Here is a 14902-nt window from a genome sequence, read left to right on the forward strand (position 1 = left end):
TCGCGAAAGCCCCCTAAGGCTTAAATCTGAAGGTGAAAACAGTGGCGGATTTGATTTTCCAACTTCTGTTACTACTTGGGTCGCTTGCTATGCTAGTGGTAGCTGGGCAGTTCACCATACGCGAGATTGAGCGACTCATCGAGTACACGGGGTTGGGAAAGATGTCGGTGGGGTTTGTTTTGCTTGCCATTTTAACATCGCTGCCTGAGGTTACGGTGGCGGTTTTTTCGGTTTTTGAAGGCACTCCGGGTTTGAGCATTGGAGACGTGTTAGGTTCAAACGTTTTCAACATGGGGCTTGTGCTAGGAGTCATAGCACTCGCGGGCTACACCAAAAAATGCTGCAGCAACCTAGTCGTCGAGTTAACCGACATGCTCTTTCTCATCACGCTCATACCACTCCTCCTGCTAATCTCCAGCTACCAAATCCTAACCATACCCGCCTTCGTCGTCGGAATCATACTGCTCGCCGCTTTCGCCATAAACACGTATCTTATCATAAACAACAAAACCCCCCAAGTTAAAGAAGGCAGCCGCACCCGCGTAGGCAAAGGAAAACTTGGCAAAGTCGTCCTCATCCTCGCAATCAGCCTCGCAGGATTACTCATAGCCGCACGCCTCATCGTCTACTCAGGACTAAACATAGCCACCGCCATGGGCATCCCCCAACTCGTCATAGGCGCCAAAATCGTCGCCATCGGCACCTCCCTGCCCGAACTGGTCGTTGGGTTCATAGCAGCCAGACGCGGCAACGTCCAACTCGCCCTAGGAAACGTCGTAGGCTCCAACCTAACCAACCTAACCCTAGTGCTTGGCATAATCCTAGTCAGCTCACCGTTCATGGTCGACACAGGCGTACTCACAGGCATCCTACCCTTCCTGATAATCACCACCATCATATTCTGGCGCACCGTCCTACGCGGAGGCGTCTCAAAACTCTCAGGCGTAGCCCTAATCCTAACGTATCTGGTCTTTGTCCTATTCCTCTAACGCGGCGGCAGATTGTTATATAAGCGTGGTTTTGCTGTTTAGGATTTGTATGCGGCTTGGCGTTCTGTTTTCGGGAGGCAAGGATTCGACTCTTGCGTTGCATTTGGCAGCAAAAAAGGAGACGGTTGCGTGTTTGGTTACGTTGCGGTCTTTGAATCCTGAGAGTTACATGTTTCATACGCCAAACATTGATGTTACGGCGTTGCAGGCAAAGGCGTTGGAGTTGCCGTTGATTACCCAGCAGACTCAGGGGAGAAAAGAAGAAGAACTCGCCGATTTACAACAGGCAATCTTGCAAGCCAAACAGCAATTCGCCATAGAAGGCGTGGTCACGGGCGCAGTGGAGTCGGTTTATCAGGCACAGCGAGTCCAGCAAATCTGCAGGCAACTGGATTTATGGTGTTTTAATCCCCTATGGAAATTCAACCAAAAAACGCTCTTAGAAACCACTGTGGCGCAAGGGTTTTGCACGGTTATTTCGGGGGTTTTTGCGTATCCGTTGGATGAGTCGTGGCTGGGAAAAGAAATCAACTCGCAGATTATTGGGCGGTTGGTGGAGTTAGAGCGCCAGTACGGAATTAGCCCGTCGGGGGAGGGCGGCGAGATAGAAACGACCGTGTTGGATGCACCGTTGTTTAAACGTAAAATCGAGGTTCTCAAGCATTCAGTTTCGGCAAGGGGCAACTCAGGCGTGTTCTACATTGAAGAAGCGAGGTTAGAACCAAAATGATTCTGGTCATAGACTTAAACTATAAACCAGATTCTTTGGGTTACTACGAATTCGTCCTGCCTATACTTGCTGCGGTAGGGGAAAAACACGAATGCACCCCGAAGCATTACAGCCAAGTGAGCAGCCGCGACCTGAGCCTTTGCGACAACGTAATTTTATCGGGCACACCACTAAAGGACAATGTGGCTTGGCAGCAACCTCAAAGTTTTCAGTGGCTAAAAACCTGTGACAAGCCAGTCTTGGGCATCTGCGCGGGCATGCAGGTTTTGGCTTCTGTGTTTGGCTTAAAAATTGCGCCTTGCACGGAGATTGGCATGACCCAAATCAGTACGGTAAAAGAAAATCCGCTGTTTTCAAGCGTCTTTAACGCGTATACGCTGCATAACTGGGCAGTAGAATCGTCAGGGTTGTTTGAGGCGTTGGCGCAATCGGAGAGTTGTGTCCAAGCCATAAGGCACAGGCGCAGACCGTTTTTTGGGGTGCTGTTTCATCCTGAAGTGCGAAATATAGGGGTGCTTGAGCGGTTTTTGAGGCTTTAGATGCCCACCGCTTGCAGGTTATTTTTTGACGGCTTGGACTTCGAGGCGTACCATGTTTACGTGGACTTTGCCTTTGTTGTCTGGGGGGTACGCGGCTATGTAGCGGTCGGCGACTTCGTTTATGAATTGTTCTTGGAGGCTGGCGGGGACGCGTTCGGTGAAGGGTAGCCAGGTGGTGCGTATCCAGCCGACTAGGCCTTCTTTGCCGTTTAAGACCATGTCCTTGGGGATTAGTTCGGCTCGTTTTGGTGTGAAGCCTGCTTCTTGGAGCCACTGTTTGTACTGGTTGGGGTTGTAGAAGCCATAGGGGAAAGTAAAGTTTTTGAAGTAGGGTTCGCAGGTGTCTTCGCTTATCATTTCTTGCAAAACCGCTAGTACGTCTTGGGCGTTTCCTTCGCCTGCCATCTGGAACAGCAGTTGCCCGTGGCTGTCAAGGCTATCATGTACGCCTGAAAGAACCGCTGGGTGGTCAATTATCCAGTGCAGGGTAGCGTTTGAGAATACAACGTCAAATTGTTCCCTAAACGTTAGTTCTCTTGCGTCCATACGCATAAACGATAGGTTGGGGTATTGGCTCTGCGGGAAAGTGCGCCTTGCTAGCGCTATCATGTCTTCGGAGCTGTCTATACCTACGACTTTACCGTGGGGCAGGTAGGATGCGAGAACAGCTGTGATTTTTCCGTCTCCGCAGCCGATGTCCAGAAGAGCTTCGGTGCCAGTTAGGTTCAGTTTAGGTATGAGCTCCATTGCCCACTCATACTGGTTTGAAGATTGCTTGGCATACTCTTCGGCGTTCCAAGAATAGTTTCCAATGCAGTCGGTCATGTTTAACGCCATTTTCTGAGCATAACGTTTTGCCGATATAAGCTTTTAGCGCAGCCTCGGCGCAAACGATAGATTATAACATGGTTATACCGTTTATTTGTTTGCCCGCTCCAAACCAGCACAGGGTTCAAGGCGGTTGAAGATTCTTTAAGGAGCACGCAACTACACTAAGGCACAATGGAGCCTGAATTGTTTGAGCTATAAAGAACGCATACACCCCCGAGTAAGCAACGCCGAAATAGCCGTATTCAAAGCCCTAAGCGCCCAAGGCCTAACAGAAGGCATGGTAACCCAACAAACCATCATCCTAAAATCCACCATCCCCGACTTTTGCTGGCTCCAAAAACGCAAACTTGTCTACCTAGACGGCATACAAGCCCACAAAAGCGCCAAAGCCCAGCAACGCGACGAAGAAATAACTGACATGCTCGAAAACCAAGGCTGGCAAGTCCTAAGAATCCCCTACAAACCTCCCCTAACCCAAAAAACCCTCCAAGAAATCATGACAACCATCCAAGAATTCCTAAACACCAACCCCTAAACCCGCAACGGCAAACATCCACCACAATCCCATAGTTTATTAAGTAAACTCACCCTTACTTCTTTGCCTAACTTTGGGGTTACACGATGGCAAATACACGCGACACAGCTTCTTCTAAGCCCACATCCAACGATGCACAAGTGCGGCTACACAAATGGGCAGACTTCAAACAAGCCGTCGCCGAAAAAAAACCTGGCAGCATAGTTTTCATATTAGAGCAAAGCGGGTTTGCCACAAACAAAGAAGTCACCATTCTACGAGTCATCATGCTTCACGACAAAAAATACTACATATTCATCGACACCCCAAGAGGTGATGCACTACGGCAAACCGGTATTCCCCTGTACAAAGACAAAAACGGTGCACGGTACCTAGACGAAGACGAAGTCAAGAGCTACCTAAAAAAAGAGTTTGAAAAAGAAAAGTTGGAAATTTTTTCTTTCTGGACAACTTAGCATTTCTTTTTTCGGGGGAAGTATCTGCGGGTTCTTAGTCCGATTTTTACCAGCAACAGCATCAAGGGCACTTCCATAAGTGGACCAATGACTGTAGCTAAGGCGGCGTCGGAGCTTATTCCGTATAGGGTGGCGGCTACTGCTATGGCGACTTCGAAGTGGCTGCTGCTTCCTATGATGGTTGTGTCTATGGCGGATTCGTATTTCCATCCTAAGAAGTATCCTAGCGGCAGTGTCCATGCAATCATTATGGTGTAGTGTAGCAGGTTTGGAATTGCCAAGTATCCTACAAGCAGGGGGTTGTCAAGGATTGTTTGTCCTGCGAAGGAGAAGAGCACGATTAACGTGACTAAGAGGGCGACTATGGAGATTTTGCCCATAGCGGGGGTGTAGGAGTCTTTGAACCAGGCTTCGCCTTTGCGTTGAATCAGTACGCGACGCGAGATGGCTCCCGAAGCTACGGGCAACGCTATGAATGCAAGAACGCTAATGGCAATCAGGTCCCAAGGGACAGGTATGCTGCTTACGCCCAGGTATATGGCGGCTAAGGGTGCGTAGAGCAAAAGCATGAGCAGGGCATTGACGGCAGTGTTGATTAAGCCTTGAGCCATATCGCCTTTTGCAAGAAACATCCACCACATAACCATAGCCGTACACGGCGACAACCCCAAAAGTATGACTCCCGCGATGTACTGGGGGTTCCCAGCCAAGAAAGTGTTTGCCAGCAAAGTCATAAGCGGAGGCGCAATCACCCAATTGGCAATAATTGTAACCATCAGAGGCTTGGGGTTTTTGGCGGCGTTCTTGATATCACTAAAACGTATGCCAACCACGGTGGGGTACATCATAAAAAACAGCAAAAACCCAATTGGTATGGATAAGTTGACGATTTTTAGAGAATCCATGAATTGCCCAAACTGTGGAAGGAAACGACCTAAGAGCAGCCCCGCCACAATGCACAAAGCAATCCACAAGGTGAGGTATTTTTCCCACAGCCCCAGCGAAAGCTCCTTTTTGATGTGCTCAGGTGTTTGCTTTTCATGTTCAGAAGCCATGTTGGTTCACCCTGTTTTTAGCAGATCATTTGGTCCATAATTTTCTGTGTTATAGCATTGGCAAGTTCAGGGGTTAGGGAGTCGATAATCTGGTATATTTTTTGGTCGGTGGTTGAGTAGAGGCGTTTGTTTCCGTCTTTTTTGTCAATTACTAGCCCGGAGTCTTTGAGGGTTTTTAGGTGGCGGGAGACTACGGGTTGGAGGAGGTTTACGTGGGGGATTATTTCGCAGACGCATTTTTCTCCGTCGCGCAGGTAGTCTAGGATTTCGAGGCGGATGGGGTCGGAGAGGGCGCGAAAGATTGTTGCTTTGAGGCGGTTTTGGTTTTGGGGGGTTTGGGTCATGAATAAACCATATCTATATGTAAATATTTAAATATTGTTATGTGCTTTGGTTGTAGAGAAGGTGAAAAAAGTATGAACCCAAATATCGAATGCCCCTACGACATACCCGAAGACCAATGCTGCAGAAGCCCAACTTGCAGAACATACCAAACCCGCGAATTCCTAAAAAACGAAAACCAAAAAACCAAATAAACAGCCAACCCTTTCCTTTTTAGAAACCAACACACTAACAAGCAGGCAAAAACATGTCCACCCATAAAAAAGGCTGCCTAATCTGCGGCCAAGACCTCCAATACGGCGAAACCGAAAAACTCGAATGCCTCTACTGCCACAAAACCTACGACGCCAACGTCAAATGCAAAAACGGACACTTCGTGTGCGACAATTGCCACAGCTTGCCTGCAAATGATCTAATCGAGAATTATTGCTTATCAAGCACTTCAACAGACCCCTTAGAGCTTGCCCTCAACTTGATGCACAGCCCCCAAGTCAAGATGCACGGACCCGAACACCACTTCCTAGTCCCCGCCGTCCTACTTGCCGCATACTACAACGCCAAAAACGACCCCCAAACCAAAAAACGCAAACTCCAAGAAGCAAAACTGCGCAGCTCCAACGTTCTAGGCGGCTTTTGCGGTTTCTACGGCGACTGCGGCGCAGCAGTAGGCACAGGAATCTTTGTTAGCTTAGTAACAAACGCCACCCCCCTCTCCACCAAAGAATGGCAACTAAGCAACCTCATGACCGCCCAGACCCTTCTCACCGTAGCCAACCACGGAGGTCCCCGATGCTGCAAACGCAACAGCTTTCTTGCCATAACCCAAGCAACAGAATTCGCCAAGAAGCACCTCCAATCCAACATGCAAATCAAAGAAAACATAACATGCGAGTTCACAGGCTACAACACGGAGTGCCTCAAACAAGAATGCCCGTTTCACCCAAAAAAGTAAACCTGCTTTTTATTTGCGTGGAGAACGCGGGGCGAAGCCAAATGGCAGAAGCCTTCGCTAACTACCATGGCGTAGGTGTGGTGGTTGCGCAAAGTGGTGGGTTCAAGCTGCCTCCAAAAGTCAATTCCGTTGCAGTTGCTGCTATGAAAGAAAAAGGCATTGATATGTCCCAAGCCAAACCCAAACTGGTTACCGCAGAGATGGCAAAAAACGCTGATGTAGTTGTTACCATGGGTTGCGGGGTGGCAGAGCTTTGTCCAGGACCAATTTTTAGTGCTTCGGTTGATTGGGGGCTTGAAGACCCAAAGAATCAACCCCTTGAGAAAGTTCGGGAAATCCGCGACGAAATCGAAAAACGCGTCAAACAACTAATCTCAAACTACACGCGCTAAAACGAGTAGAAGCCCCACAAAAGAGGGGTTTACATCGTTTTTCTGCTAAAAGCCACCCCATACCAGATGAAAACTTTGGCTATTACGGCAATTATTACGCCGGTAGCGATGCGGGTTAACACTGTTAGTAAAAAGCCGTCAAGACCTGTAACCACATTTAGGGGTGACATGTGGAAGATGCCAAAGAGAAACAAGCCGCCAATGCTGGTTGCTACAATAGATGAGATTAAGAGTCGTTTAAAGTCTTGGGATTTCTGGTTTAACGCGCCTGCCATGTAACCTATAAGCATTGCACTAAGAACGTATCCAAGCATTGTAGGAGCAAATCCTGATAGCATTCTTCCACCTGAAAAAGCGCCAAATTTTACTGCCCACCAGATAGTGTATATGCTGCCTAACAGGAAGCCTGAGGAGCCGCCTGCCCATTGATTCCAGATTAGCCCCAGCAGCAACGGCACGCCAACAAGTATCACCATCTCTTCAATTTCGCTTACTATGCCAGTGAGAACCCCATAAGAACCATGCTCAAAAATAGTACCCACTTGAGAAAGAGCAACTATAACCAAGACAACTACAAGGGGCAACACGACGGCGGACAAAATATCTCCGCGTTTCCAATCTTTATGACTTAAAGCCATATTCATGCACTCTAATCTACAGGCTAATGCCATGTGCTCTAAATGTGCTTATTAGACTTGTGGATATCCAAACACACACGCCAAACGGCTAGGTAGGTGGAGGTCTTGTGCCCAACGTAACTTGCAAATCCACGTTTACGTTGTCTCGAACCACAGTTACGATTACGACATCACCGGGCAGGGTTTTTGATTCAAGGTAGCTTGCGAGGTCATCGTTGTTTTTGATGGTGGTTGCGTTTAGGGCAGTTATTACATCGCCGCCTTGCAGTATTCCGTCTGAGGGACCACCGTCTGTTGTAGAGTTGACGAGCCAGCCGTAGGTTACGTTTATGCCTTGTTCTTTGGCAAGCTGGTAGTTCATGCCGTTGCCAAATACGCCCAAGTAAGAGTGTAAATCGTATCTGCCAGTAGCTATCAGGGAGGGCAATTCGCGCAGTATTGTGTCAGAGGGAACTGCGAAGCCTAAGCCTTGGGATTCATAGAGGATAGCAGTGGTTACGCCTACAACTTCGCCGACGGCGTTTAGCAGTGGTCCACCAGAGTTGCCAGGGTTAATTGGGGTGCTTGTTTGGATTATGTTTGCTATGGAGTATCGTGCGGTGGTGTCTTCTTGCATGGAGCGTCCTAAAGCGCTGACTATGCCTGTGGTGAGGGAACCGACTAGTCCGTAGGGGTTTCCGATGGCTATGACTTGGTCGCCTACGCGCAGGCTTGAGGAGCTTACGATTGGGATGGGGTGGAATTCCTCGTCTGGGGCATCTACGGTTAGAACGGCGAGGTCGGCGTAGGGGTCGCTGCCTGTGTGGGTTGCTGCGTAGCCGCGTCCGTTGGAGAACGTTACGCTTAACTCGCTTGCGTCATCGATTACGTGGTAGTTGGTTATGACGTACATGTTACCTGAGTAGTTGTAAACAAACCCAGAGCCTTGCACACCACTCGTCTCGTTTAATCCCCGAACAATCACTATCGACTCATACACTTTTGCATGCAACTCAGACAAATCCGTAGCATTCTGGTAAATCGTTATAGTCTGGTTGGTAACTGTTTGGCTCTGAGCACCCTGAAGCGCCACAACCTGCTCCTGCAAATCCTCAACCTCCGCGTTCAACGCGTTAAACTGCACATGATTAACAAAAAACGTGCCCAAACCGCCAACAAGCAAACCAAGCGCAACTAGCAAAACAAGAAACCCAGCCGATACACTGCGTGAATCATCATCCAAATAAGACATGCTCGAAGATTCCCCGTAGTTCTCTTAAGAAAGGAGCAAATAAAAGTTATTCCCACAAACGCCGCAATGCGCCCAAAACAGGAAGAGGGGTTATTGGCGGCGGTCAATGATGTCTAGGGCGTCGGGTCCTGTGCCGATTAGTTTTACGGGTACGCCTGTTTTGGTTTCAACTTCTTTGACAAAGTCCTTGGCGTCTTGTGGTAGTTCATCGAAGCGGCGTTTGCTTTTGCAGTTGGGAAATATGCAGTCGAGTTTGGTTAAGGCTGCTTGGGTGGCTCCGTTTATGCGGGCAACCTTTTTAGCTAAATCAAAGTCGAAAGGTGCGCTTCGGCGGTCGCGTCCTGTTCCAGCAGCAACTTCAAACCAGCCGCGTTTTTGAGCTTCTTCCTTGCTAATTTCTCCGGGCATTGGGCCTGCGCCTACGCGGGTCATGAAGCTCTTGTAAACGATAAGCACATCATCTACGCGGGTAGGACCAACGCCTGCTTCAGAAGCTATAGCCGCCGCCCCTGTGTCTCTGCCTGTCACGTAAGGGTAACCGCCGCCCAAAAACAATGATAGCATGAAGCCTTGGGTGCCTTCTAGGAGGACTTTTTTGCCTGCATCCAAGCCGTCGTTGACTTCGGCGATGCCGTCAGCAAGATACGGCTTAAGCTCAGGCATATCTTTAGCTAGCTTCGCCGTGCGCCTCACACGCTCTTCAATAGCGGGACCAACACCCCAACCAGTGGTGCCTATGCCCTTATTCACGGCGCTTGCCTTGTCTTGGGCACTGTGCTTTTCCTCAATAATAGACGCGTTCTGGTCTACACCCATCTGATGCACAGAAACCTTTGTGAGTTCAATTTCCTTAAACAACTGCGGAATGTGAACGTTCGACCCCGCAGCTGCAAGCAAACGCGTTTTTGGGTTTATGAACGCCGCAGGAACCATGTGTAAAGCGTATTTTTTGCCTTCATGCCATATAGTGTGGGCAGCATTCACTGAACCTGTGCGTACACAAAAATCCAAGTCATCCTTCAAAGCTAAATAACTGATAATTTTTCCTTTGCCTTCATCGCCCCAAAAGGCACCAACAATGACTGTGCATGGCATGCTCGTTCACCCCTGAAAGGTCTGCTATGGCGTATTTAAAACTGTTGGAACCAAACACTGCGCGTCTTGACCGCTAACCCTGCCGCTGCGGGCTTCTTCGCTGCTGTGCTTCTTTGTCTATCTGCGCTAAAAGTTTGATTACGCGGTTGCCTTTAACCGATTTTTCCTGCGGGGTCACGGTTTGGCGGGCATGACAAATGTGGTCAACTATTATGCTGTTGTCTTCGTCGCAAATTACAGGGTAGACGCGGCAGCCTGCGGGCCTGTTTGGGTAGATGTTGCATTGCATTTTTTGGGGGTCGTAGAAGACGCAGTAGCCTTTGCGGTTTTTTAGTATAGCGTAGCTGTCTTTGTCGAAACGTACAAAGGATGATTTTGGGTAGCCCAAGCTTTCTAATCGGGATATGTCCTCGTTTGAGAGAAGCATCTGGGTTTTGGTGCAGCAAACTCCGCAGCGTGTGCAATGCATAAGGGTACTTAGTAGCGGGCGCGTATTTTTGCGTTCTCAAAGTTAGCAGGCGGGGTTCATGAGGTTTAGGTTCAAAATTTCTGCCCACGCGATGGTTCGCAGGGGAACGCAAGATAGCTGGCGGTTTCTGTAGGGCAAGTATTCGAGTTGTTTGCCTTTTCCAAGGTTACTGCCTTTGCGTATGCCTTTTAGCTGGACGTTTATGATTACGGAGCCGTCTTTGAGGTGCAGGTTTACGTTTCGTCCCAAGAAGGATTTGGCGCTGTTTAAGCTAAAGTGTTCCATGCATTTCACCAAGCGGCTTCTTCGTTGTCAGCAATATCAGTCCAGCATTGCTGGCAGATAGGACGTTTTTCACCGTCAACCATAATGTAAAGTTTGATGTTTTCACTACTACAAGCATCGTTCCAAGGATTCTCACAGTGTTCCATTCTTGTTTTCTCCAAGCGTTTCTGGTTGTGCTTTGGCGTTTTTCGCTTTTAAAACACGTCAAGAAACTGCTACGCGGCGCAGTGGGGAGAGGTAACTAAAAATGAAGCAACGCCCCAGCAATCAAACAATGCAGACTGTGACCCCACCCCGTGTCGGGCAGTTATAATTGGATTATTTCTGGGGTTACGGTGGTCGGCGTTAGTCTTAGCATGCCGACGGTGGGTTTTGTTAGGAATGGGGGTTGAGGGTTGGTGGGGCTGCCGGGGTTGATGTAGAGGGTTGGTCCTTCTTTTTGGATGCGGGCGGTGTGGGTGTGTCCGTATACGAAGATGTTGAAGCTGTTTTGTTTGGCGAGTTCGCGTAGTTTTCGCATGCCTGAGAATGCTCCGGGGTCGTGGATGACGCCGATTTTCCAGTCCATGATTTCTAGGCTGTTTAGTTTGGGCAATGCGCCGCTGACTTGGGGGCCATCCATGTTTCCGTGAACTGCAATAACAGGCGCTAGTTGCTCTAGCTCGTCTATGACAGAGAGCTCCACGATGTCACCGGCATGGATGATGTAGTCCACGTTTTCAAAGACTTCAAAAACTGTTTGGGGAATGCACCTTGCACGTGAGGGCACATGTGTGTCAGAAATCAACCCAAATGTCGTAGCTTTCTCTGCATGCGGTAAATTGGAACGAACCCGCGCCTGACCATTTAACATACAACGCCCTCCAAGCAAGTTTGTGCTTTTCCATAACCTGCCAAACATAATAAAGCTTGACAAGCCCTCAACCTAAAACAAAAACAAGCATCCACACAACGCCTTTCTTTTGCTCTTTTGAACAATTCTAAACAAAAGGAAAGCAGAGCCCAAAAGTAGGCTGCTTAGTTGGGTTTCCAGATGATTTGGATGGCGTTTTGGTTGCAGGCTTTGGTGCAGGGGGTTTGGTTGGTTTCGGGTTTGCAAGGGGTGCAGGTGTAGTTGATTTTTTTGCGGTGCTGATCTGTTATGGCTGCAACGGTTTTGTCTTCGAGGTCTATGAATTCGGTGACGAGTTCAAACGCGTTTTTGGGACATTGCTTGACACAGTTTGCGCAGCCTGTGCATTTGTCGGAGTCTACGATGATAAAGTATTCGCCTGAAGCATCTATGTAGCCGTAATGCGTCAACATGTGTTTTTCGTCCTTTAGGTTCCTTGTGATTTTTTGTAGAGGGCTTGTCCGATAAGCGCTGCGCCTGTTGCTCCTGCGACCATGGGGTCTAGTTCGCCTTCGCGCCAATTCGGCGAGGGCAAGGTCTTGACGCCTAAGATGTTTTCGACTCGGGAGACGATGCCTAGGTTTTTGGATTGTCCACCTGTGACGACAAGGTCAGGTTCTAAGCCGACACGGTTGATGAGATTTGCCATTCTCATGGCCATGGCGCGGGTGTATGCGGCGAGGACTTTTTCTGTTGACCAGCCCTTTCGTAGCAGGCCGATGGCTTCGGTTTTGGCGTAGGCAACACAGGTGCAGCTTACCGCTTCGGGTTCTTCTTTAACGCTTAGGGAGGCTTTTCCGATTTCTTCGATGGGAATTTTGAGCAAATCAGCAAAGACTTCCATGCCCCTGCCTGTACCGGCGGCGCATTTGTCGTTCATCAAAAACGAGGTGACTCTGCCGGTTTCGTCGCAGTGAATCGCTTTAATGTCTTGCCCACCCACGTCAAGAATCGTGCGTACCGTGGGTCCCCAGATGTAGTTGGCGCCTTTGGCGTGGCAGGCGATTTCGGTTATGGCTTTGTTTGCCATGGGGACGTTTACGCGTCCGTAGCCTGTGCCGACGGTGTATTTGATGTCTTCGGGTTTTAGGTCTGTGCCTTTTAGGACCATGTCTAGGGCTTTGCGGGCGCTGTCAGGACTGTTGGAGCCTGTGCGGGTTACTGCCCACGCGTAGATTTCGCCGTCAACTGCGATGGCTGCTTTGGAGCCTACAGAGCCTACGTCGATGCCCACGGTGATTACGTCTTTGCGGTCCCAACTCTTGTCACTGCGGACGTGGTTGTATTCTTTCCAGCGCCAGTACTCTTTCTGGTCAGGTTGTGCTTGTGTCATTGTCTTTGCGCCCTCTTTGCACGGCTTTGCGCAAGTAATGCAGCACCCAAAGCACCCACAAACTCGGGGTCCTGTGGCACCAAAATGTTAACGCCAAGTTTTCGCTTAAACGACTCAACAAACCCCACATCCTTACCAACACCACCAATTAGCACTACGTCGTTGTTTATGCCTAGGCGGTGTACCATGGAGGATACGCGGTCTGCCATGGCGTCAAATACTGCGCGGGCGATTTCGGGTTTGGATTCTTGGCGGTGAATTAAGGTTACAACGTCGGATTCGCCGAAGATGACGCAGCTGGCGTTTATGGTGCTTGCGCGTTCGGCTTTGAGCGAGAGGGGACCCATTTCTTCGAGTTTGACTTCTATGGCGCGTGCCATAGCTTCTATGAAGGTTCCTGCCCCTGCGGCGCATCGTTCGTTAACTACGAAGTCAACCATCATGCCGCGGTCGTCGCATTTTACGGCGCGGGCTTCCTCGGCGCCTACGTCCACGATGGTTCGAGCCGAGGGGATTAGGTAGACTCCTGCACGGGCGTCTGCGCTCATCATGCTTGTGGTTGCATTTAAGTGAGGTGCCATCTCCATGCCTGAACCTGTTGCCAAGACGTAACTTAGGTCGTTTTGGGTTGCACCCGCCGCCTGTAGGGCTTGGTCGAGGGCTTGTTGTGCGGCTTTGGTGGGTTCAAAACCTGAGAAGGCTTTTGCTTTAGCGGCAACCTCCCCGTCCTTGACCAGTACGACCTTGACGGTTTGGATGCCCATATCTATTCCAGCAGTCAACATACTCTTATTCACCTTAGAAGTCCACTCGGGCAGAGAGCATTTCTAGGAAAGCTTCTACGCGGGTTTTCATTTGCCCCACGTCCTCACGAGTGTACTCAGTGTCTAAGTAATAGACTGGAACATTAATTTTATCCAAAGCGCGCTTCACCCTTGAGTACTCCATCGCATACAACATACAACCACGCACCACATAATAGATGACGCCGTCGATATGGTAGTCCTTGATTTTTGTTAGGAGCCAGTTTATGCGGTCTTCGTTACCGTCCTTAGAGGTAAAGCAGGGACAGGTTGATGCCATCAAGTACCGCTCGGATACGGCGTTTATCATATCATCCATTGTCCACTCGTCAATGCCCACGGGGTCGTTAAGCAATCGGTCGCTACTGCATAGCTCGTCGGCTACTAGCACGCCTGGCGGGTTTGCTTCTTCAACCAAAGTGGGTAGTTTCCAGTTGTCAGGCCAAAACATCGGCGTTCCGGTAACCATCACGCGCGGAGTGTCAGGCGGGCAAGCCCAATCTTTTTGTTCACGGCGCTTCTCCAATTCGTCGCACAGTTCCTCGGTTTTTTTTGTCCACCGCTCAATATCATCCCAAGTGCTTGCTTGATTAACCAGCATTGCGTCTCTGCCCATTAGTACGCTGTTGCCTTTGCGTAGGTCTTGGAGGCGACGGAAGGCTTTGCTGGCTTTTTGCATGGTTTCGATGGCGGCGCGCAGTTTCTTGCTAGTTATCTTGTTGCCTGTTAGCTGTTCAAGTTGGGTTTTGATGGCTTTGATTTCTTCACGCCACATAACAAGCGACTGCGAAGAGTCCTTGACGCGCGGGGGCGACATGGTCCAGATGGGTTTGGTGTCGCTTAGGATTTCGCTAAGTTTAGTCATGCCGTCGCAGGTAAGGTTGCTTATGATGGCATCGCTTAGTTCCATGTACGGCGAGAAGCTTATCATTTTGGCTCCGATGGTGGAGCGTATGACGGGGCAGACTTCAACGGGAACAACGCGGTCACCCAACTTGGAAGTGTCATACCAACCCGAATTTAGCCGCACGGGAATGGCGTCAGCAGCCAAAATCAACTCTATGGGAGCGAAAATGCAAAAGTACCCGATTACTTTTTTGCCCTTGGCTTTTTCGGCTTGGATTTCTGCTTTGCGTTTCTCAAAATCGGCAAGTTCATCAAAATAAGCCATAGCTTTGGGTCGGTTGGGGTCAGTTTTTTTCATGCGTGCGATGTTGTCGGCTATGACGTTTTGGGAGGTGGTTTTAACCGAAGTGTTTAGCTCTCCGATTTCTTTTTGGGGCATATCGGGCAAGTATTTTTTTTCTGGATTTTGGCTTTTCATTTGGTTTTTCTC

General features: G+C 49.4%; 21 protein-coding genes. 7 read left to right on the forward strand and 14 right to left on the reverse strand.

Annotated features, from left to right (window positions below; all coding sequences use genetic code 11):
- Positions 1-41 precede the first annotated feature (41 nt).
- The 3 genes from NWF04_05775 to NWF04_05785 are packed head-to-tail and all read left to right on the forward strand — an operon-like array spanning position 42 to position 2258.
- The gene (locus tag NWF04_05775) at positions 42-989 is read left to right on the forward strand and encodes a sodium:calcium antiporter (protein ID MCW4006086.1); all 948 of its coding nucleotides are present in this window, start codon (positions 42-44) and stop codon (positions 987-989) included.
- Positions 990-1038: 49 nt separating this feature from the next.
- Positions 1039-1719, forward strand: a complete 681-nt coding sequence (locus NWF04_05780; protein ID MCW4006087.1) for a diphthine--ammonia ligase — start codon at positions 1039-1041, stop codon at positions 1717-1719.
- Positions 1716-2258 carry a hypothetical protein gene (locus NWF04_05785; protein MCW4006088.1) on the forward strand — a complete coding sequence of 181 codons (543 nt, stop codon included), beginning with the start codon at positions 1716-1718 and terminating at the stop codon, positions 2256-2258. The genes NWF04_05780 and NWF04_05785 overlap by 4 nt, the downstream gene beginning before the upstream one ends.
- Before the next feature lie 18 nt (positions 2259-2276).
- On the opposite strand, the gene NWF04_05790 is transcribed toward NWF04_05785, so the two are convergent.
- A complete protein-coding gene (locus NWF04_05790) occupies positions 2277-3083 on the reverse strand; it encodes a methyltransferase domain-containing protein (GenBank protein ID MCW4006089.1) in 807 nt (268 codons plus the stop codon).
- A gap of 193 nt (positions 3084-3276) precedes the next feature.
- On the opposite strand from NWF04_05790, the gene NWF04_05795 reads away from it, so the two are divergent.
- Together NWF04_05795 and NWF04_05800 are read left to right on the forward strand one after the other, a co-directional pair.
- Positions 3277-3624 carry a DUF559 domain-containing protein gene (locus NWF04_05795; GenBank protein MCW4006090.1) on the forward strand — a complete coding sequence of 116 codons (348 nt, stop codon included), beginning with the start codon at positions 3277-3279 and terminating at the stop codon, positions 3622-3624.
- A gap of 86 nt (positions 3625-3710) precedes the next feature.
- Positions 3711-4079, forward strand: coding sequence for a hypothetical protein (locus NWF04_05800; GenBank protein ID MCW4006091.1), 369 nt, complete (start codon positions 3711-3713; stop codon positions 4077-4079).
- On the opposite strand, the gene arsB is transcribed toward NWF04_05800, so the two are convergent.
- Together arsB and NWF04_05810 are read right to left on the reverse strand one after the other, a co-directional pair.
- Positions 4076-5134 (reverse strand): ACR3 family arsenite efflux transporter, encoded by a 1059-nt coding sequence (arsB, locus tag NWF04_05805; GenBank protein MCW4006092.1) that lies wholly within the window; start codon positions 5132-5134, stop codon positions 4076-4078. The two genes, NWF04_05800 and arsB, sit on opposite strands and share 4 nt — an antisense overlap.
- A 17-nt stretch (positions 5135-5151) precedes the next feature.
- Positions 5152-5478, reverse strand: coding sequence for a metalloregulator ArsR/SmtB family transcription factor (locus NWF04_05810; GenBank protein MCW4006093.1), 327 nt, complete (start codon positions 5476-5478; stop codon positions 5152-5154).
- A gap of 245 nt (positions 5479-5723) precedes the next feature.
- Here NWF04_05810 and NWF04_05815 point away from each other — a divergent pair, with 245 nt between their 5' ends.
- Positions 5724-6428 carry a DUF5714 domain-containing protein gene (locus tag NWF04_05815; GenBank protein ID MCW4006094.1) on the forward strand — a complete coding sequence of 235 codons (705 nt, stop codon included), beginning with the start codon at positions 5724-5726 and terminating at the stop codon, positions 6426-6428.
- Entirely contained in the window at positions 6404-6820 is a 417-nt protein-coding gene (locus NWF04_05820) for an arsenate reductase ArsC (protein ID MCW4006095.1), read from the forward strand. Before NWF04_05815 ends, NWF04_05820 begins: the two co-directional genes overlap by 25 nt.
- Before the next feature lie 29 nt (positions 6821-6849).
- Here the strand turns inward: NWF04_05820 and NWF04_05825 are convergent, their stop codons facing one another.
- From NWF04_05825 to NWF04_05875, 11 genes are all read right to left on the reverse strand, one after another.
- Positions 6850-7458, reverse strand: a complete 609-nt coding sequence (locus NWF04_05825; GenBank protein MCW4006096.1) for a hypothetical protein — start codon at positions 7456-7458, stop codon at positions 6850-6852.
- Between the two features lie 88 nt (positions 7459-7546).
- Positions 7547-8689, reverse strand: a complete 1143-nt coding sequence (locus NWF04_05830; protein MCW4006097.1) for a trypsin-like peptidase domain-containing protein — start codon at positions 8687-8689, stop codon at positions 7547-7549.
- A 90-nt stretch (positions 8690-8779) separates the two neighbouring features.
- On the reverse strand, positions 8780-9784 hold the full coding sequence (locus NWF04_05835) for an adenylosuccinate synthetase (GenBank protein MCW4006098.1): 1005 nt from the start codon (positions 9782-9784) through the stop codon (positions 8780-8782).
- A gap of 73 nt (positions 9785-9857) precedes the next feature.
- Complete coding sequence (locus tag NWF04_05840; protein MCW4006099.1) at positions 9858-10253, reverse strand: YkgJ family cysteine cluster protein; 396 nt, start codon at positions 10251-10253, stop codon at positions 9858-9860.
- Between the two features lie 42 nt (positions 10254-10295).
- A complete protein-coding gene (locus tag NWF04_05845) occupies positions 10296-10538 on the reverse strand; it encodes a hypothetical protein (protein ID MCW4006100.1) in 243 nt (80 codons plus the stop codon).
- 5 nt (positions 10539-10543) lie between these two features.
- Entirely contained in the window at positions 10544-10684 is a 141-nt protein-coding gene (locus NWF04_05850) for a hypothetical protein (GenBank protein ID MCW4006101.1), read from the reverse strand.
- 161 nt (positions 10685-10845) lie between these two features.
- Positions 10846-11391 (reverse strand): metallophosphatase family protein, encoded by a 546-nt coding sequence (locus NWF04_05855; GenBank protein MCW4006102.1) that lies wholly within the window; start codon positions 11389-11391, stop codon positions 10846-10848.
- A 164-nt stretch (positions 11392-11555) separates the two neighbouring features.
- A complete protein-coding gene (locus tag NWF04_05860) occupies positions 11556-11843 on the reverse strand; it encodes a 4Fe-4S dicluster domain-containing protein (GenBank protein MCW4006103.1) in 288 nt (95 codons plus the stop codon).
- A gap of 14 nt (positions 11844-11857) precedes the next feature.
- Positions 11858-12763 (reverse strand): acyl-CoA dehydratase activase, encoded by a 906-nt coding sequence (locus tag NWF04_05865; protein ID MCW4006104.1) that lies wholly within the window; start codon positions 12761-12763, stop codon positions 11858-11860.
- A complete protein-coding gene (locus NWF04_05870; protein ID MCW4006105.1) occupies positions 12760-13548 on the reverse strand; it encodes an acyl-CoA dehydratase activase in 789 nt (262 codons plus the stop codon). The genes NWF04_05865 and NWF04_05870 overlap by 4 nt, the downstream gene beginning before the upstream one ends.
- Before the next feature lie 13 nt (positions 13549-13561).
- Positions 13562-14890, reverse strand: coding sequence for a 2-hydroxyacyl-CoA dehydratase family protein (locus NWF04_05875; GenBank protein ID MCW4006106.1), 1329 nt, complete (start codon positions 14888-14890; stop codon positions 13562-13564).
- Between the last annotated feature and the right edge of the window lie 12 nt (positions 14891-14902).

The organism is Candidatus Bathyarchaeota archaeon (genome assembly GCA_026014465.1).
Taxonomy (GTDB): Archaea; Thermoproteota; Bathyarchaeia; order Bathyarchaeales; family Bathycorpusculaceae; genus JADGNF01.

Coding starts and splice junctions, on each gene's coding strand:
- NWF04_05780 (MCW4006087.1), top strand. CDS start 1,039: ATGCGGCTTGGCGTTCTGTTTTCGGGAGGCAAGGATTCGACTCTTGCG.
- NWF04_05785 (MCW4006088.1), top strand. CDS start 1,716: ATGATTCTGGTCATAGACTTAAACTATAAACCAGATTCTTTGGGTTAC.
- NWF04_05790 (MCW4006089.1), bottom strand. CDS start 3,083: ATGACCGACTGCATTGGAAACTATTCTTGGAACGCCGAAGAGTATGCC.
- NWF04_05800 (MCW4006091.1), top strand. CDS start 3,711: ATGGCAAATACACGCGACACAGCTTCTTCTAAGCCCACATCCAACGAT.
- arsB (MCW4006092.1), bottom strand. CDS start 5,134: ATGGCTTCTGAACATGAAAAGCAAACACCTGAGCACATCAAAAAGGAG.
- NWF04_05810 (MCW4006093.1), bottom strand. CDS start 5,478: ATGACCCAAACCCCCCAAAACCAAAACCGCCTCAAAGCAACAATCTTT.
- NWF04_05815 (MCW4006094.1), top strand. CDS start 5,724: ATGTCCACCCATAAAAAAGGCTGCCTAATCTGCGGCCAAGACCTCCAA.
- NWF04_05820 (MCW4006095.1), top strand. CDS start 6,404: ATGCCCGTTTCACCCAAAAAAGTAAACCTGCTTTTTATTTGCGTGGAG.
- NWF04_05825 (MCW4006096.1), bottom strand. CDS start 7,458: ATGGCTTTAAGTCATAAAGATTGGAAACGCGGAGATATTTTGTCCGCC.
- NWF04_05830 (MCW4006097.1), bottom strand. CDS start 8,689: ATGTCTTATTTGGATGATGATTCACGCAGTGTATCGGCTGGGTTTCTT.
- NWF04_05835 (MCW4006098.1), bottom strand. CDS start 9,784: ATGCCATGCACAGTCATTGTTGGTGCCTTTTGGGGCGATGAAGGCAAA.
- NWF04_05840 (MCW4006099.1), bottom strand. CDS start 10,253: ATGCATTGCACACGCTGCGGAGTTTGCTGCACCAAAACCCAGATGCTT.
- NWF04_05845 (MCW4006100.1), bottom strand. CDS start 10,538: ATGGAACACTTTAGCTTAAACAGCGCCAAATCCTTCTTGGGACGAAAC.
- NWF04_05850 (MCW4006101.1), bottom strand. CDS start 10,684: ATGGAACACTGTGAGAATCCTTGGAACGATGCTTGTAGTAGTGAAAAC.
- NWF04_05855 (MCW4006102.1), bottom strand. CDS start 11,391: ATGTTAAATGGTCAGGCGCGGGTTCGTTCCAATTTACCGCATGCAGAG.
- NWF04_05860 (MCW4006103.1), bottom strand. CDS start 11,843: ATGTTGACGCATTACGGCTACATAGATGCTTCAGGCGAATACTTTATC.
- NWF04_05865 (MCW4006104.1), bottom strand. CDS start 12,763: ATGACACAAGCACAACCTGACCAGAAAGAGTACTGGCGCTGGAAAGAA.
- NWF04_05870 (MCW4006105.1), bottom strand. CDS start 13,548: ATGTTGACTGCTGGAATAGATATGGGCATCCAAACCGTCAAGGTCGTA.
- NWF04_05875 (MCW4006106.1), bottom strand. CDS start 14,890: ATGAAAAGCCAAAATCCAGAAAAAAAATACTTGCCCGATATGCCCCAA.